At 71.4% G+C, this 16,752-nt stretch carries 17 protein-coding genes; 10 read left to right on the top strand and 7 right to left on the bottom strand.

Translation table 11 applies throughout. The features are described 5' to 3' along the window. Nucleotides 1–196 precede the first annotated feature (196 nt). The 3 genes from EES41_RS10150 to EES41_RS10140 are packed head-to-tail and all read left to right on the top strand — an operon-like array spanning nucleotide 197 to nucleotide 2,954. The gene (locus tag EES41_RS10150; RefSeq protein ID WP_123077419.1) at nucleotides 197–1,186 is read left to right on the top strand and encodes a sterol desaturase family protein; all 990 of its coding nucleotides are present in this window, start codon (nucleotides 197–199) and stop codon (nucleotides 1,184–1,186) included. A 41-nt stretch (nucleotides 1,187–1,227) separates the two neighbouring features. Then, entirely contained in the window at nucleotides 1,228–1,860 is a 633-nt protein-coding gene (locus EES41_RS10145; RefSeq protein WP_164496101.1) for a lysoplasmalogenase, read from the top strand. A gap of 50 nt (nucleotides 1,861–1,910) precedes the next feature. Beyond that, the gene (locus EES41_RS10140; protein ID WP_073798853.1) at nucleotides 1,911–2,954 is read left to right on the top strand and encodes a zinc-dependent alcohol dehydrogenase family protein; all 1,044 of its coding nucleotides are present in this window, start codon (nucleotides 1,911–1,913) and stop codon (nucleotides 2,952–2,954) included. Between the two features lie 79 nt (nucleotides 2,955–3,033). Here the strand turns inward: EES41_RS10140 and EES41_RS10135 are convergent, their stop codons facing one another. Then, nucleotides 3,034–4,575, bottom strand: a complete 1,542-nt coding sequence (locus tag EES41_RS10135; RefSeq protein ID WP_123077416.1) for a S8 family serine peptidase — start codon at nucleotides 4,573–4,575, stop codon at nucleotides 3,034–3,036. 260 nt (nucleotides 4,576–4,835) lie between these two features. On the opposite strand from EES41_RS10135, the gene EES41_RS10130 reads away from it, so the two are divergent. From EES41_RS10130 to moaA, 3 genes are all read left to right on the top strand, one after another. Continuing rightward, a complete protein-coding gene (locus EES41_RS10130; RefSeq protein ID WP_008743232.1) occupies nucleotides 4,836–5,201 on the top strand; it encodes a DUF485 domain-containing protein in 366 nt (121 codons plus the stop codon). Further along, the gene (locus tag EES41_RS10125) at nucleotides 5,198–6,832 is read left to right on the top strand and encodes a cation acetate symporter (protein ID WP_123077414.1); all 1,635 of its coding nucleotides are present in this window, start codon (nucleotides 5,198–5,200) and stop codon (nucleotides 6,830–6,832) included. The genes EES41_RS10130 and EES41_RS10125 overlap by 4 nt, the downstream gene beginning before the upstream one ends. 207 nt (nucleotides 6,833–7,039) lie before the next feature. Then, a complete protein-coding gene (gene moaA / locus EES41_RS10120; RefSeq protein WP_123077412.1) occupies nucleotides 7,040–8,029 on the top strand; it encodes a GTP 3',8-cyclase MoaA in 990 nt (329 codons plus the stop codon). A 39-nt stretch (nucleotides 8,030–8,068) separates the two neighbouring features. Here moaA and EES41_RS10115 read toward each other — a convergent pair whose 3' ends face one another. Continuing rightward, complete coding sequence (locus EES41_RS10115) at nucleotides 8,069–8,323, bottom strand: hypothetical protein (protein WP_123077410.1); 255 nt, start codon at nucleotides 8,321–8,323, stop codon at nucleotides 8,069–8,071. A 138-nt stretch (nucleotides 8,324–8,461) separates the two neighbouring features. Beyond that, nucleotides 8,462–8,842, bottom strand: coding sequence for a DUF3099 domain-containing protein (locus EES41_RS10110; RefSeq protein ID WP_174261667.1), 381 nt, complete (start codon nucleotides 8,840–8,842; stop codon nucleotides 8,462–8,464). A 130-nt stretch (nucleotides 8,843–8,972) separates the two neighbouring features. Here EES41_RS10110 and EES41_RS10105 point away from each other — a divergent pair, with 130 nt between their 5' ends. Then, nucleotides 8,973–9,248, top strand: a complete 276-nt coding sequence (locus tag EES41_RS10105; RefSeq protein ID WP_123077406.1) for a GlsB/YeaQ/YmgE family stress response membrane protein — start codon at nucleotides 8,973–8,975, stop codon at nucleotides 9,246–9,248. A 99-nt stretch (nucleotides 9,249–9,347) separates the two neighbouring features. On the opposite strand, the gene tyrS is transcribed toward EES41_RS10105, so the two are convergent. From tyrS to EES41_RS10090, 3 genes are all read right to left on the bottom strand, one after another. Next, nucleotides 9,348–10,613 carry a tyrosine--tRNA ligase gene (gene tyrS / locus EES41_RS10100; protein ID WP_123077404.1) on the bottom strand — a complete coding sequence of 422 codons (1,266 nt, stop codon included), beginning with the start codon at nucleotides 10,611–10,613 and terminating at the stop codon, nucleotides 9,348–9,350. 71 nt (nucleotides 10,614–10,684) lie between these two features. Then, nucleotides 10,685–12,088 carry a metallopeptidase TldD-related protein gene (locus EES41_RS10095; RefSeq protein WP_123077402.1) on the bottom strand — a complete coding sequence of 468 codons (1,404 nt, stop codon included), beginning with the start codon at nucleotides 12,086–12,088 and terminating at the stop codon, nucleotides 10,685–10,687. Continuing rightward, nucleotides 12,085–13,608, bottom strand: coding sequence for a TldD/PmbA family protein (locus tag EES41_RS10090; protein WP_123082376.1), 1,524 nt, complete (start codon nucleotides 13,606–13,608; stop codon nucleotides 12,085–12,087). The genes EES41_RS10095 and EES41_RS10090 overlap by 4 nt, the downstream gene beginning before the upstream one ends. Nucleotides 13,609–13,793: 185 nt before the next feature. Here EES41_RS10090 and fabG point away from each other — a divergent pair, with 185 nt between their 5' ends. From fabG to EES41_RS10075, 3 genes are all read left to right on the top strand, one after another. Then, the gene (fabG, locus tag EES41_RS10085; protein ID WP_037794840.1) at nucleotides 13,794–14,513 is read left to right on the top strand and encodes a 3-oxoacyl-[acyl-carrier-protein] reductase; all 720 of its coding nucleotides are present in this window, start codon (nucleotides 13,794–13,796) and stop codon (nucleotides 14,511–14,513) included. A gap of 5 nt (nucleotides 14,514–14,518) precedes the next feature. Next, complete coding sequence (fabI, locus tag EES41_RS10080; protein ID WP_008743222.1) at nucleotides 14,519–15,289, top strand: enoyl-ACP reductase FabI; 771 nt, start codon at nucleotides 14,519–14,521, stop codon at nucleotides 15,287–15,289. Nucleotides 15,290–15,727: 438 nt separating this feature from the next. Beyond that, complete coding sequence (locus tag EES41_RS10075; protein ID WP_367995810.1) at nucleotides 15,728–16,015, top strand: hypothetical protein; 288 nt, start codon at nucleotides 15,728–15,730, stop codon at nucleotides 16,013–16,015. A gap of 56 nt (nucleotides 16,016–16,071) precedes the next feature. Here the strand turns inward: EES41_RS10075 and EES41_RS10070 are convergent, their stop codons facing one another. Continuing rightward, nucleotides 16,072–16,743 (bottom strand): FadR/GntR family transcriptional regulator, encoded by a 672-nt coding sequence (locus tag EES41_RS10070; RefSeq protein WP_123077400.1) that lies wholly within the window; start codon nucleotides 16,741–16,743, stop codon nucleotides 16,072–16,074. Nucleotides 16,744–16,752: the final 9 nt, after the last annotated feature.

Genomic DNA, 16,752 nt, shown 5'->3' with positions numbered 1-16,752 from the left:
GCCGGGCGGGTGATCGGGTGATCGGGTGGGCGGGTGATCGGGTGGGCCGGTGACCCCCGCCGGGGCGGTCCGGGTACCCGCCGGACCCGCGCCGCCCCGGTCGGAGGCGCCTGGATCGAACCGTCGGTAACATCGACGGATACCGATCGGTAACAACCCCTAGCGGCACCCCGGACGGCGCCTCTATGGTGCCGTCATGCCGAACCTGCCCGATGTCGTGCTGTGGTCCATACCTGCCTTCGTGCTGCTCACCGTCATCGAGATGGTGAGCTACCGGCTCCATCCCGACGATGACGCCGCCGGCTACGACGCCAAGGACGCGGCCACGAGCATCGGCATGGGGCTCGGCAGCATCGGCTTCGACCTGCTCTGGAAGCTGCCGGTCGTCGCGGTCTTCACCGCCGTATACGAGCTGACCCCGCTGCGCGTGCCGTTCCTGTGGTGGACCGTCCCGCTGATGCTGCTCGCCCAGGACTTCCTCTACTACTGGCAGCACCGCGGCCACCACGTCGTCCGCATCCTGTGGGCCTGCCACGTGGTCCACCACAGCAGCAAGCGGTTCAACCTCACCACCGCCCTGCGCCAGCCCTGGACCAGCGCCACCACCTGGTGGTTCTACCTGCCGATGGTGGCACTCGGCGTGCACCCGGCGGTGATCCCCTTCTGCTACGGGATCAACCTCCTCTACCAGTTCTGGGTCCACACCGAGCGCATCGGGAAGCTGCCGCGCGCCTACGAGTACGTCTTCAACACCCCCTCCCACCACCGCGTCCACCACGCCTCCCAGGGCGGGTACCTGGACCGCAACTACGGCGGGATCCTGATCGTCTGGGACCGGATGTTCGGCTCCTGGGTGGGGGAGACGGAGCGGCCCGTGTACGGGCTCACCAAGAACATCGCCACCCACAACCCGCTGCGGGTGGCCACCCACGAGTACGCCGCCATCGCCCGCGACGTCCGGGCCGCCCGCACCTGGAGCGAGCGCGCCGGGCGCGTCTTCCGCGGCCCCGGCTGGCAGCCCGCCGCGGCCGCGGCCACCGCCGCGCCCGCCGCCCCGGCCACCGCCGCGGCCTCTCCTCAGCCCGGGCCCCCCGCCCCGGACCCGGCCGCCGACCGGGCCACCCCGTCCGAGGCGGCCGCGACCGGCGCCGCCGAACCCGCGAAGGCCCCGGAGCACGCCGCGTGAGCACCACCGAATCCCGTACGCCCTCCTGGGCCCGTCCCGTCGTGTCCGTCGCCGACGGCCTCGGAGCCCGGGTACTGCTCGGCGCCTTCGCCGCCGCCACCGCCCTCGACCTCGGCGCGCTGCTGGCCGGCTGGGACCTCGGGCACGCCATCGCCAAGCCGCTGCTGATGCCGCTGCTCGTCGCCTACATGGTCACCCGCCGGGCGCCCCGGCTGCTGATCGCCGCCCTGCTGTTCGGCTGGGGCGGCGACCTGGCCCTGCTCTTCGACGCCGACCCCGCCTTCCTCATCGGCATGGGCTCCTTCGCCGCCGGGCACGTCTGCTACCTCGTCCTCTTCGGCCGGGGCCGGACGAACCCGCTGCTCGGCGCCGCGTACGCCGTCGCCCTGCTCGCCACCATCGGCCTGCTCTGGGGAGACCTGCCGCCCGACCTGCGCATCCCCGTCGCCGGCTACAGCCTGCTGCTCACCGCCATGGCCTACCGCTCCAGCGCCCTCGGCGTGCGCGCCGGGGTGGGCGGCGCGCTGTTCCTGCTCTCCGACACGCTCATCGCGACCGGCGTCGCCGAGTGGCCTCAGCTGCCCCGCCCGGATCTGTGGATCATGGCCACGTACCTCGCGGCCCAGTACCTGCTGGCCACCGGAACACCCGACCGTCGGACAGGCGTACGGTAGGCGGGTCCCAAAAAGACCTCGTCACCCCCGAGCCGGAGGACTGCACCACCATGCGCGCCACCGTCATCCACGCCCCCAACGACATCCGCGTGGAGGAGGTGCCCGACGCCGCGATCCGGCGTCCCGAGGACGCCGTCGTCCGCGTGCTGCGCGCCTGCATCTGCGGCAGCGACCTGTGGGCCTACCGCGGTGAGGCCGCGCGCGAGCCCGGCCAGCGGATCGGGCACGAGTTCCTCGGCATAGTCGAGGAGACCGGTTCCGCGGTCTCGGGCCTGCGCGCCGGCGACCTCGTCGTCGCCCCGTTCATGTGGTCCGACGGCACCTGCGACTACTGCTCCGAGGGCCTGTACACCTCCTGCGTGCACGGCGGCTTCTGGGGCTCGGTCGGCCACGACGGCGGCCAGGGCGAGGCCGTCCGCGTCCCGCACGCCGACGGCACCCTCGTGAAGCTCCCCGCCGACGCGGCCTCCGACGAGCACCTGCTGACCGGGCTGCTCGCGCTCTCCGACGTCATGGGCACCGGCCACCACGCGGCCCTGGGCGCGGGGGTCCGCAAGGGCTCCACGGTCGCGGTCGTCGGCGACGGCGCGGTCGGCCTGTGCGGCGTCCTCGCCGCCAAGCGGCTCGGCGCCGAGCGGATCATCGCCCTGGGCCGGCACACCGTCCGTACCGACATCGCGAAGCTCTTCGGGGCCACCGACGTCGTCGCCGAGCGCGGCGAGGCCGCCGAGGCGGCGGTCCGTGAACTCACCGGCGGACAGGGCGCCCACGCGGTCATCGAGGCCGTCGGCACCGAGCAGTCCATGCGGACCGCCGTGAACATCACCCGCGACGGCGGGGCCATCGGCTACGTCGGCGTCCCGCACGGCAGCGGCACCGGCCTCGACCTCGGTGTGATGTTCGACCGCAACATCACCCTGCGCGGCGGCGTCGCACCCGTGCGCGCCTACATCCCGGAGCTGCTGGAGGACGTCCTGAGCGGGGCGATCGACCCCGCGCCGGTGTTCGACCGCGCCGTGTCCCTGGACGAGGTCCCGGCGGGCTACCGGGCGATGGACGACCGCAGCGCGCTGAAGGTGCTCATCAAGCTCTGACCTGAGCGGGGCGAACGGCCGAGGGGCCGCGGGGAACGTCCCCCGCGGCCCCTCGGCGCGTCGCGTCCGTCCGTCCGGTCTACTTCACGGCCTTCAGCGCGTCGACCACGCCGTAGCCGTAGTAGCCGGTCTGGCCCCACTTGCTGTTGCAGGTGGTGGCGTCGATCAGCGCGCCCGTCCCGTCGTAGATCTTGTCGGGGCAGGCCGCCTTGGTGGCCTGGGCCTTCAGCATCGCCTGGAGCTGCGACGGCGTGGCGTGCGGGTGCGCGCTCTTGAGCAGCGCCGCGACACCGGCGACGTGCGGGCCGGCCATCGAGGTGCCCTGCTTGTAGCCGTAGCCGCCGCCCGGGACGGTGGACAGCACCCGGCCGTTCGCGTCCGGGGTGCCCGGGACCTGGTACTTGTCGCCGCCGGGGGCCGCGACGTCGACGACGCCCAGGCCGTAGCTGGAGTAGTACGACTTGAAGCCCTGGTCACCGGTCGCGCTGACCGTGACCACGCCCGGCAGCTGGGTCGGCAGGTCCAGGCAGACCTTGGGGTCGATGGTGCGCGTCACCGGGGTGGTGTCGTTCGGGCTGGTGGTGTCCTCGATCGCGTTCGACGCCAGGTCGTGGTCCGAGTTGCCGGCCGAGGCCACGCTGAGGACGCCCTTGCGCTCGGCGTACTTCGTGGCCCGGGCGAGGGCCTCCACCAGCGCCTTCTGGTCGTCGTCGTTCTTGCACGTGTAGTTCCACGGGTCGACGAAGTAGCTGTTGTTGGTCACCTCGATCCCCTTCTCGGCGGCGAACATGAAGCCGCAGACGACCGCCTCGGTGTAGAAGAGGCTGGTCGCGGGCTCGCTCACCTTGATCGCGGCGACCTTCACGCCCGGCGCGACACCGCTGATGCCGATGCCGTTGCGCGCGGCCGCGATGGTGCCGGCCACGTGCGTGCCGTGGTCGCTGCCGTCGGCGTACGGGCGCCAGGCGCCCTCGGTGGTGTCGGCGACACCACCGACGCAGTTGGCGGACTGGCTCGCGGAGAAGTTCGGCGCGAGATCGGGGTGGGTGTCGTCCACGCCCGTGTCGATGACGCCGACCGTGACGTCGGGGCTGCCGTCGTTGATCTTGTGGGCCTGGTCGGCCTTGATCGCCCGCAGGTCCCACTGGTTGGGTTCCAGCGGCTCCTCGCCCGCGGTGGCCTGCGCGGCGGCCTTGGCGGCGTCGGCCGCGCTCAGCTTCTGCGTGGTGCCCTCCTCGGTGGTCTGCACCGGCGAGAGCGGGGCCGTCCGGGTGGCACCGACCGACACGAACAGACTGCGCTGGGCCCGCAGCTGCTTGGCGAACTCCGGGTTCTGGGAATGTGCGACGACGACCCCGATCTGCTCGTAGGACGTCACCACCGTTCCGCCGGCCCGCTCGATGGCCTTCTGCGCCTGCTTCACCGTCCCGTACGCGGTCAGGTTCGCGACGTACGAGAGCTTCGGGCCCGAGGTGTCGGGCTTGGAGACCTTCGCCGTCTCCGCCGTGTTGCCCAGCGGGGCGGCGGAGGCCGCGACCGCGGGCAGGAGGGCGAGCGAGGCGGTGAGCGCCAGGCCGACCGGTACGGCGAGGCGCCGGCGGCCGGATCCCAGATGAGCCATGGGTTCTCCACATCATCCGTCGTGAAAAAGCCGTCCAGCGCGATCCGCGATGAACGGGTTCATGACAGGTGAACCTAGTGCGCGTGTTCGTGATCGCGCCATCAGTTCGAGAAATCAGTTTCCAAAGAAACGACGGGTGTTGAACCGTCCCGACACGCCGTCCGTGCCGTTGACAGGGGGGATCAGCGTCACCGTCCCCCCACACGGAGGTTGTTTTGTCCGTCGTCCCCACCGCACCCGCGTCACAAGGAGAGCCCCCCGTGACCACCGAAGCAGCGCCGCCCCCGGGCAGCGCGGGACCATCCGTGGCGAGCAGCACGGCCGAAGAGTTCGTGAGCGTCCAGCAGAGTCCCGAATTCGCCGAACTGCGACGCGCCCACCGCTCGTTCGCCTTCCCGCTCACCGTGGCCTTCATCGCCTGGTACCTGCTCTACGTCCTGCTGTCCAGCTACGCGGGCGGCTTCATGGGGACCAAGCTCTTCGGGAACATCAACGTCGCCCTCGCGCTCGGCCTCGCCCAGTTCGCGACGACCTTCCTGATCGCGTGGCTGTACGCGCGTCACGCCGCCGCCCAGCTCGACCCCAAGGCGGAGGCCATCAAGAAGCGCATGGAGGCCGGAGCATGAGCGCCCCCCTCACCCCGCTCCAGTTCACGACGGCCGCCGGGGCCACCGAGCACCGGCCGCTGATCATCACCCTGTTCGGGCTCTTCGTCGTCGCCACCCTGATCATCACGGTCTGGGCCGGCCGCCAGACCAAGGGCGCCGCCGACTTCTACGCCGGCGGCCGCCAGTTCACCGGGTTCCAGAACGGCCTCGCCATCTCCGGCGACTACATGTCCGCCGCGTCCTTCCTCGGCATCGCCGGCGCCATCGCCCTCTTCGGGTACGACGGCTTCCTCTACTCCATCGGCTTCCTCGTGGCCTGGCTGGTCGCCCTGCTGCTCGTCGCCGAACCGCTGCGCAACTCCGGCCGCTACACGATGGGCGACGTCCTCGCGTACCGGATGCGCCAGCGGCCCGTCCGCACCGCCGCGGGCACCTCCACCATCGTGGTCTCGATCTTCTACCTGCTCGCCCAGATGGCCGGCGCCGGCGTGCTCGTCTCGCTGCTCCTCGGCATCACCAGCGACGGCGGCAAGATCGCCATCGTCGCCCTGGTCGGCCTCCTGATGATCCTCTACGTGACCATCGGCGGCATGAAGGGCACCACCTGGGTCCAGATGGTCAAGGCCGTCCTGCTCATCGCGGGCGCCCTGCTGATCACCTTCCTGGTGCTGGTGAAGTTCAACTTCAACATCTCCGACCTGCTGGGCAAGGCCGCCGAGAACAGCGGCCAGGGCGCCAAGTTCCTGGAGCCGGGTCTCAAGTACGGCAAGGACCCGACGACCAAGCTCGACTTCATCTCGCTCGGCCTCGCCCTGGTCCTCGGCACCGCCGGCCTGCCGCACATCCTGATCCGCTTCTACACGGTGCCCACCGCGCAGGCCGCCCGTAAGTCCGTCCTGTGGGCCATCGGCATCATCGGCGGGTTCTACCTGATGACCATCGCCCTCGGCTTCGGCGCCGCGGCGCTGCTCAACCGGGACGAGATCATCAAGTCGAACAAGGCGGGCAACACCGCCGCCCCGCTGCTCGCCCAGGCCGTCGGCGGCGGCGCCGACTCCACCGGCGGCGCCATCCTGCTCGCCGTGATCTCCGCCGTCGCCTTCGCCACCATCCTCGCGGTCGTCGCCGGCCTGACGCTGGCCTCGTCCTCGTCCTTCGCGCACGACATCTACGTGAACGTGATCCGCAGGGGACAGGCCACCGAGAAGGAGGAGGTCAGGGCCGCCCGCTGGTCCACCGTGGTCATCGGCGCCGTCGCCATCGGCCTCGGCGCCCTCGCCCGCGACCTCAACGTGGCCGGTCTCGTCGCCCTCGCCTTCGCGGTCGCCGCCTCCGCCAACCTGCCGACGATCCTCTACAGCCTGTTCTGGAAGCGCTTCACCACCCAGGGCGCGCTGTGGTCCATCTACGGCGGCCTCGTCTCCTCGGTCGTCCTGGTGCTGTTCTCCCCGGTCGTCTCCGGGAAGCCCACCTCGATGTTCAAGGACGCCGACTTCTACTGGTTCCCGCTGGAGAACCCCGGGATCATCTCCATCCCGCTCGGCTTCCTCCTCGGCTGGCTCGGCACCGTCCTCACCAAGGAGGAGGCCGACCCCCAGAAGTTCGCGGAGCTGGAGGTCCGCTCGCTGACGGGCACCGGCGCCCACTGAGCCACCCCGCAGGGGCCCGCGCCTCAGAGAGATCCACCGAACACCCGGCGTGGCCACGTCGTACTTCCCTACGACGTGGCCCTGTCGCGTCTCGTTCATTCGGGCACCCCTACATGTCACGGCCGTCGCGTAGGCTCGAAACCAGCGCCAGCCTCCATCCGAAGCGGCGCTGGCTCTGAAGGAACCGGACAGGGGAGGGGGCCCACAGTGCTTCTCGACACATACGGCCGCGTGGCCACTGACCTGCGCGTCTCACTCACCGACCGATGCAATCTGCGCTGTACCTACTGCATGCCCGAGGAGGGTCTGCAGTGGCTCGGCAAGTCGGATCTGCTCACCGACGAGGAGATCGTCCGGCTGATCCGCATCGCCGTCACCCGGCTCGGGATCACCGAGGTCCGCTTCACCGGCGGCGAGCCGCTGCTGCGGCCCGGCCTCGTCGGGATAGTCGAGCGGTGCGCGGCCCTGGAGCCCCGCCCGAGGATGTCGCTCACCACCAACGGCATCGGCCTCAAGCGCACCGCACAGGCGCTGAAGGCCGCCGGCCTGGACCGGGTAAACGTTTCCCTCGACACCCTGCGGCCCGAGGTCTTCAAGACCCTCACCCGCCGCGACCGCCACCGCGACGTCATCGACGGCATGGCCGCGGCCCGCGAGGCCGGCCTCACCCCGGTCAAGGTCAACGCGGTCCTGATGCCGGGGCTCAACGCGGACGAGGCCCCCGACCTGCTCGCCTGGGCCGTGGAGAACGAGTACGAGCTCCGCTTCATCGAGCAGATGCCCCTCGACGCCCAGCACGGCTGGAAGCGCGACGGCATGATCACCGCCGGGGACATCCTGCTGTCCCTGCGCACCCGCTTCACCCTCACCGAGGAAGGCGCCGACGAGCGCGGATCCGCCCCCGCCGAGCGCTGGGTCGTCGACGGCGGCCCGGCCACCGTCGGGGTCATCGCCTCGGTCACCCGCCCGTTCTGCGGTGCCTGCGACCGCACCCGGCTCACGGCCGACGGCCAGGTCCGTACGTGCCTGTTCGCCACCGAGGAGTCGGACCTGCGGGCGGCACTGCGCTCGGGCGCGCCGGACGAGGAGATCGCCCGGCTGTGGAAGGTGGCCATGTGGGGCAAGAAGGCCGGCTCCGGCCTGGACGACCCCTCCTTCCTGCAGCCCGACCGGCCGATGTCGGCGATCGGCGGCTAGGGTCCCGCCGGCCGCCGGCCGCCGGCCCGCGCCCCGCGGTTACTGCCGCTCCGAGCCCTCCGGCTGGACCCACTCGTCGAGCTTCACGACGTCCTTCAGGAAGCCCCGTACGCCCAGGAACTGGGAGAGGTGCTCACGGTGCTCCTCGCACGCCAGCCAGGTCTTGCGCCGCTCCGGCGTGTGCAGCGTCGGGTTGTTCCACGCGAGGACCCAGACCGCCGCGTCACGGCAGCCCTTGGCGGAGCAGGTGGGGGCGGGTGCGGCGGTGTTGGTGTCCGTATCAGGGGAGTTCACGGCCTCAACCCTACAAACGGAAGGGCGACGCCGAGCAGCCACGGGGGGAGCTGCCCGGCGTCGGTCCGTCGCTCCGACGGGGGATGCGGAGCGCGTAGGCAGTATGTCACGCAGGACCCGGTGCGGTGCACCGGAACTTCATGATTGATCTGAGCTTTTCTTGAGGTTTCCCGCGCCCAGTGCGGGACGCACAGGCGCGGGGATGAAATGCGAGGGCAGCGAGGGCGCCGACTCGCGCCCCGCGTTCGCGATGACCACGGCCACGTAGGGCAGCAGGGCACCCGCCACGAGCGTCACGATCGCCACATGACGCTCCACGTTCCACAGGAGCACGGTCGCGATGACCGACAGCGTCCTGATCACCATCGAGATCACGTACCGGCGCTGCCGTCCGCGCACGTCCTCCGCGAGACCCATCCGCGCCCCGGTGATCCGGAAGACCTCGGCCCCGTTCCGCTTCGTCCGCTGCACGCTCCACCACCCGATTCGTCCGCCGGACACGCCCCGGCCCGGTGACATCCACGGTACGCCGCCCCTCCGGCGGTGAGGAGGGTGGGTGTAGCCCGAACGGAGCCGCCGACATGCGTGCCGGGCCGGACGGACCGAAGCTGGGCGCACATGCGCACCACGCGCCACGAGGAGGCTCGACATGGAATGGTTGTGGGCGATCATCGTCGGATTCGTACTGGGCCTCATAGCCCGGGCGATCCTGCCGGGCAAGCAGCACCAGCCCCTCTGGCTGACCACGCTGTTCGGCATCGTCGGCGCCCTCCTCGGCAACGCGGTCTCGCGGTGGATCGGCGTGGAGGACACCAAGGGCATCGACTGGATCCGGCACCTGCTGCAGCTTGCCGGAGCCGTCCTGATCGTCGGGCTGGGCGACATGGCGTACATGGCCGTCAGGGGCAACAAGCGGACGGCCTAGCACCGGGCACCGGCGCCCGGCCGCGACCGCGACCGCGGCACAGCGAAGGGGCCGGCCGGACGAAACGTCCGAACCGGCCCCCGCGCCGTACTGCCGGCGTCAGCCGGTGACCTCGACCGCCGCCAGGTTCTTCTTGCCGCGGCGCAGCACCAGCCAGCGCCCGTGCAGCAGGTCCTCCTTGGCGGGGACCGCGTCCTCGGCGGCGACCTTCACGTTGTTCACGTAGGCGCCGCCCTCCTTCACGGTCCGGCGCGCGGCCGACTTGCTGGCGACCAGCCCCGTCTCCGCGAGCAGGTCCACGACCAGACCCGCCTCGGCGACCTGGGCGTGCGGCAGCTCGGACAGGGCCGCGGCGAGCGTGGCCTCGTCCAGCTCGGCCAGGTCGCCCTGGCCGAACAGCGCCTTCGAGGCGGCGATCACGGCGGCGCACTGGTCCGCGCCGTGCACCAGCGTGGTCAGCTCCTCCGCGAGCGCCCGCTGGGCGGCGCGCGCCTGCGGCCGCTCGGCGGTCTGCGCCTCCAGCTCCTCCAGCTCCTCACGGGTCTTGAAGGAAAGGATCCGCATGTAGGTGGAAATGTCCCGGTCGTCCACGTTCAGCCAGAACTGGTAGAACGCGTACGGCGTGGTCATCTCCGGGTCCAGCCAGACGGCCCCGCTCTCGGACTTGCCGAACTTGGTGCCGTCCGCCTTGACCATCAGCGGCGTCGCCATGGCGTGCACGTTCGCGTGCGGCTCCAGGCGGTGGATCAGGTCGAGACCCGCCGTCAGGTTGCCCCACTGGTCGGACCCGCCCTGCTGGAGGGTGCAGCCGTGGCGGCGGTACAGCTCCAGGAAGTCCATGCCCTGGAGCAGCTGGTAGCTGAACTCCGTGTAGCTGATGCCCTGGTCGGACTCCAGCCGGCGGGCGACCGAGTCCTTCGTCAGCATCTTGTTGACGCGGAAGTGCTTGCCGATGTCCCGCAGGAACTCGATGGCGGACAGGCCCGCCGTCCAGTCCAGGTTGTTCACCATGACCGCCGCGTTCTCGCCCTCGAAGGACAGGAACGGCTCGATCTGCGAACGCAGCCGGTTCACCCAGTTCGCGACGGTCTCCGGGTCGTTCAGGGTGCGCTCGGCGGTGGGCCGGGGGTCACCGATCTGACCCGTGGCCCCGCCGACCAGCGCCAGCGGCCGGTGCCCGGCCTGCTGGAGCCGGCGCACGGTGAGCACCTGCACCAGGTGACCGACGTGCAGCGAGGCGGCGGTCGGGTCGAATCCGCAATAGAAGGTGACAGGACCGTCCGCGAAGGCCTTGCGCAGCGCTTCTTCGTCGGTGGACAGGGCGAAGAGCCCGCGCCACTTCAGTTCGTCGACGATGTCCGTCACGGTTCTGGGTCTCCTTCTGAGGGATCCGGGAAACAGCTGTCCCGGCCAGTCTAGGTGGGGCGGGGGTGGACTCAGACGCCGCGGCTGACCGAGCTCATGTTGAAGTCCGGGACCCGCAGCGCGGGCATCGCGGTCCGGGTGAACCAGTCGCTCCACTCGCGCGGCAGGGTCTTCTCGGTCCGGCCGGCCTCCGAGGCCCGCGAGAGCAGGTCCACCGGGGACTCGTTGAACCGGAAGTTGTTGACCTCGCCGACGACCTGCCCGTTCTCCACCAGGTAGACGCCGTCCCGGGTCAGGCCCGTGAGCAGCAGCGTCGCCGGGTCCACCTCGCGGATGTACCAGAGGCAGGTCAGCAGCAGACCCCGCTCGGTGTTCGCGACCATCTCCTCCAGCGACTTCTCGCCGCCCGCGTCCAGGATCAGGTTCCCGAAGCCGGGGGAGAGCGGCATCCCGGTCAGGGCGGCGCTGTGCCGGGTCGTGGTCAGCCGGTTCAGCTCCCCGTCCAGGATCCACTCGGTCGCCGGGACCGGGAGGCCGTTGTCGAACACCGAGGCGTCGTCGCCGGAGCTGTGCGCGATCACGAACGGCGCCGACTCCAGGCCCGGGGCGTGCGGGTCGCTGCGCAGGGTCAGCGGCAGCTCGGACAGCCTCTCGCCGAGCCGGGTGCCGCCGCCGGGCTTGGAGAAGACCGTCCGGCCCTCCGTCGCGTCCCGGGCCGCCGCCGACCACATCTGGTAGATCAGGAGGTCGGCCACGGCCGTCGGCGGCAGCAGCGTCTCGTACCGCCCGGCGGGCAGCTCGATCTTCCGCTCCGCCCAGCCCAGGCGTACGGCCAGCTCCGCGTCCAGCGCGGCCGGGTCCACGTCCTTGAAGTCCCGGGTGGAGCGGCCGGCCCAGGCCGAGCGCTGCCGGTCGGGCGACTTGGCGTTGAGCTCCAGGGTGCCGCTCGGCTGGTCGTGGCGCAGCCGCAGCCCCGTCGAGGTGCCGACGTACGTGGAGACCAGCTCGTGGTTGGCGAAGCCGTACAGCTCCCGCCCGCCCGCGCGGGCCCGGGCGAAGGCCTCGCCGAGCGCCGGGGCGAAGTCCGCGAACACCGCCGAGGAGGTCTCGGCGGGGGCGTCGGCGAAGTCCGGGGAGGCAGGGGTCCCGGTGACCAGCGGCCGGGCGTCCTCCGCCGGGCCGGCCCCGCGCGCGGCCGCCTCGGCGGCCCGTACCAGCGGCTCCAGGTCGGCGGCGGTGACGGCGGCGCGCGACACGACCCCCGAGGCCGTGCCCTCCTTGCCGTCGACCGTGGCGATGACGGTCAGGGTCCGGCCGCGCGTGACGCCGTTCGTCGTCAGCGCGTTGCCCGCCCAGCGCAGGTTCGCCGACGACTCCTCGTCGGCGATGACGACACAGCCGTCGGCGGTGGACAGCTCCAGGGCCCGCTCGACGATCTCGTGCGGCTTGGTGCGTCCGTTCGAAAGCGTGCTCATCGGCCGGCCTCCTGCGTCGTGTTGAGGATGTTCACGTCGCGGAACAGCGCGGAGGGGCAGCCGTGCGAGACCGCCGCGACCTGGCCCGGCTGCGCCTTGCCGCAGTTGAAGGCGCCGCCCAGCACATACGTCTGGGGGCCGCCGAGCTTCTCCATCGAGCCCCAGAAGTCGGTGGTGGTCGCCTGGTACGCGACGTCGCGCAGCTGACCGGCCAGCCTGCCGTTCTCGATCCGGTACGCCCGCTGCTGCGTGAACTGGAAGTTGTAGCGCTGCATGTCGATCGACCAGGAGCGGTCGCCGACCACGTAGATCCCGCGCTCCACCCCGCCGATCAGGTCCTCGGTGGAGAGCCCGCCCGGGTCCGGCCGCAGGGAGACGTTCGCCATCCGCTGCACCGGGACGTGCCCGGGGGAGTCGGCGTAGGCGCAGCCGTTGGAGCGGCCGAGGCCGGTCAGCTTCGCGATCCGGCGGTCCGTCTGGTAGCCGGTCAGGATGCCGTCCTTGACCAGGTCCCAGCTCTGCGCCGCGACGCCCTCGTCGTCGTACCCGACGGTGGCCAGGCCGTGCTCGGCGGTGCGGTCGCCCGTCACGTTCATGATCGAGGAGCCGTACTTGAGCGTGCCGAGCTGGTCGAAGGTGGCGAAGGAGGTGCCCGCGTACGCCGCCTCGTAGCCCAGGGCCCGGTCGAGCTCGGTGGCGTGGCCGATGGACTCGTGGATGGTGAGCCACAGGTTGGACGGGTCCACGACCAGGTCGTAGCGCCCGGCCTCGACGCTCGGCGCCCGCATCTTCTCGGCGAGCAGGCCGGGGATCTGCTCCAGCTCGGCGTTCCAGTCCCAGCCGGTGCCCGTCAGGTACTCCCAGCCGCGGCCGGCCGGCGGGGCGATGGTGCGCATCGAGTCGAACCCGCCGGTGGTGGCGTCCACGGCGACGGCCGTGAGCTGCGGGTGGATCCGGACCCGCTGCTGGGTGGTCACGGTGCCCGCCGTGTCGGCGTAGAACTTGTTCTCGTGGACGGCGAGCAGCGAGGCGTCCACGTGCGCCACCCCGTCGGCGGCCAGCAGCCGGGAGCTCCAGTCGGCGAGCAGCGCCGCCTTCTCCGCGTCGGGAACCTCGAACGGGTTCACGTCGTAGGCGGAGATCCACGTCTTGTCGGCGTGCACCGGCTCGCCGGCGAGCTCCACGCGCTCGTCCGAACCGGCGGCCTTGATCACCTGGGCGGAGAGCTTCGCCATGGCCACGGCCTGCGAGGCCACCTTGGCGGCGCCGTCCATGGTGAGGTCCACGCCGGAGGCGAACCCCCAGCTGCCGCCGTGCACCACCCGGACCGCGTAACCGAGGTCGGTGGTGTCGGACCCGCCTGAGGGCTTGGCGTCACGCAGCCGCCAGGAGGCGCTGCGGATCCGCTCCAGCCGGAAATCGGCATGGTCGGCGCCGAGCGCGCGGGCCCGCGCGAGCGCCGCGTCGGCGAGCGCCCGCAGGGGCAGCGCGGCGAAGGCCGCGTCGATGGAATGGGGCACGGAATTCCTCCCGGGGTCGGGGCCGGTCGCCCCGATCATGTCGCGCTCGGGGCTCATGTGCCTACATCTTTCTGTAGGGACTCGACAGAGCCCGTCGCAAGGCCCTGTCGGAGCCGGATTCTTTGTATGGCCTATTAGGCCTATAGATTTTCGGTACTCATACCGCCAAGCGAAAGGGTGATCTGTTGAGCCGCTCGGTTCTCGTCACCGGAGGAAACCGGGGCATCGGCCTCGCCATCGCCCGAGCCTTCGCGGAGGCCGGAGACAAGGTCGCCATCACGTACCGGTCCGGCGAGCCCCCGCAGGAGCTCACGGCCCTCGGTGTCCTGGCCGTCCGCTGCGACATCACCGACTCCGAGCAGGTGGAGCAGGCCTACAAGGAGGTCGAGGACAAGCACGGCGCGGTCGAGGTGCTGGTGGCCAACGCCGGCATCACCAAGGACACGCTGCTGATGCGCATGTCCGAGGAGGACTTCGCGTCGGTCGTCGACACCAACCTCACCGGCACCTTCCGGGTGGTCAAGCGCGCGAACCGCGGCATGCTCCGTGCCAAGAAGGGCCGCGTCGTCCTGATCTCCTCGGTCGTGGGTCTGCTGGGCGCGGGTGGCCAGTCCAACTACGCCGCCTCCAAGGCGGCCCTGGTCGGCTTCGCCCGTTCGCTGGCGCGTGAGCTGGGCTCCCGCAACATCACGTTCAACGTGGTCGCTCCCGGCTTCGTGGACACCGACATGACGAAGGTGCTCACCGACGAGCAGCGCGCGGCCATCGTGGCCCAGGTGCCGCTCGCCCGCTACGCGCAGCCCGAGGAAATCGCGGCAGCCGTGAGCTTCCTGGCGTCCGACGACGCCGCGTACATCACCGGAGCCGTCATTCCCGTTGACGGCGGATTGGGCATGGGTCACTGATCACCATGAGCGGAATTCTCGACGGCAAGCGCATCCTCATCACCGGGGTGCTGATGGAGTCCTCCATCGCGTTCCACGCCGCAAAGCTGGCCCAGGAGCAGGGCGCCGAGGTCATCCTCACGGCGTGGCCGCGCCCGAGCCTGACCGAGCGCATCGCCAAGAAGCTGCCCAAGCCGGTCAAGGTGATCGAGCTCGACGTCACCAACGACGAGCACCTCGCCCGCCTGGAGGGCCTCGTCCGCGACGAGCTCGGCGGCCTCGACGGTGTCCTGCACTCGATCGGCTTCGCGCCGCAGGACGCCCTCGGCGGCAACTTCCTGAACACCCCGTTCGAGTCGGTGGCCACCGCCATGCACGTCTCGGCGTTCTCGCTGAAGTCGCTGACCATGGCCTGCAAGCCGCTGTTCCCGGCGGAGGGCGCGGCCGTCGTCGGCCTCACCTTCGACGCGCAGTTCGCCTGGCCGCAGTACGACTGGATGGGCCCGGCCAAGGCGGCCCTGGAGGCCACCAGCCGCTACCTCGCCCGTGACCTGGGCAAGGAGAACATCCGCTGCAACCTGGTCTCGGCCGGTCCGCTCGGCTCGATGGCCGCGAAGTCCATCCCGGGCTTCTCGGACCTCGCGGACGTGTGGAACTCCCGCTCGATGCTGGAGTGGGACATGAGCGACCCGGAGCCGACCGGCAAGGCCATCGTCGCCCTGCTGTCGGACTGGTTCCCGAAGACCACCGGCGAGATCGTCCACGTGGACGGCGGCCTGCACGCGATGGGTGCCTGAGCGAGGTACCGGTACGTCCGTACGGCGGCGGCCGCGGCTCCCTTCCGGGGGCCGCGGCCGCCGCCGTGTTTCCCGGAGCGGACACGGCCGTTCGATCGGATGTGCGCCGTCCGGCGAGATCTGCCCGAGTCGAAAAGACGGACATTTGCCTGCAAACTAACCTCGTCGGGATCTGCCCGGCTCCTGCGGGGAGGAGGTACGGGAGTGCGCGCGAGGCAGAACCGAGCGGTATCGCTGCTGGTCACCTCGGTGGTTCTCACCGGATTCCTGATCCCCGGAGCCTTCGCGCAGCCCGACGGCGCGGATGCCGTGCGGGGCGCCGTGCCGGACGTCGCGTCAGGTGCCGTGCCGCGTGCCGTGCCGGCTGCCGCGTCCGACGCCGGGGCGGCGGCCCCGGGGCTCGCGGACCGGCTAGCGGGGGACCGGGCTGTCGTGAACCTGGCCGACATCCCCGCCGAGCCGCCGGCGCGGCCCGCGCCGCCCGCCGCCCGGGAGCTCTTCGGCGCCGACTGCGACACCGAGATCGAGGGCTCGCGGGTGACGGTGTACTGCCACAACGGCTACCCCGAGACCGACCTGATCCGGCTGCACGTGGAGTGCGACCGCTGGTGGGACCTGGACGGGGACGGGGCCGCCGTCGCCGTGGGCCCCGCCGGCCGGGTCGAACTCGCCGGCCGCTGCTGGAAAGAGGTCCGCTCGGCCTGGGTGACCCACGAGCGGCCCTGACGGCCCCTTCGTCTTCCCCGCTTCGTCTTTCCCACTGGCCGCTCAGTCCCTGCCGCTCAGTTCCTGCCGAGGCAGACGAACGGGTAGCCGGCCGCCTCCGAGGCCGCCGCGTCCGGGTCCCCGCGCCGGACCGCCTCGACCAGCCGGGCGTGGTCCACATGCGACGCGGGATCCAGCACCGTGCCGACGTCCGCCCGCAGCCAGTCCGCCACCAGATCGCCGAGGTCCGCGTACAGCTCGATCAGCACCTCGTTGTGCGAGGCGGCCACCACCGCCATGTGCAGCGCCACGTCCGCCGCGACGAACCGCTCCGCGTCCCCGCTCGCCCACGCCTCCTCGCGCCGGGCCAGCAGCGCGTCCAGCTGTACGAGGTCCCGCGCGGTCCGCCGCTCCGCCGCGAGCCGCGCGGCCGAGGACTCCAGCGTCGAGCGCAGCTCCGCGATGTCCCGCGGGTCGGCCCCGGCGAACCGGCGGTGCATCACACCGGCCAGCTCGCTGGTGGCCAGTACGTAGGTGCCCGACCCCTGCCGGATGTCGAGCAGCCCGTTGTGGGCGAGGGCCCGGACGGCCTCCCGCACGGTGTTGCGGGCGACGCCCAGCAGCTCCACCAGCTCCGGCTCGGTGGGGATGCGGGAACCGACCGGCCACTCACCGGAGGTGATCTGGTTCCGGAGCTGGGCGATCACCTGGTCGACGAGCGCGGATCGCCGGGGCGAGGTCAACGGCATGGGGGCGGG

The sequence above is a fragment of the Streptomyces sp. ADI95-16 genome, assembly GCF_003721495.1.
Lineage (GTDB): Bacteria > Actinomycetota > Actinomycetes > Streptomycetales > Streptomycetaceae > Streptomyces > Streptomyces goshikiensis.
Note: the sequence above shows the minus strand (reverse complement) of the source record. Positions and strands in the feature narration are given on the sequence as shown.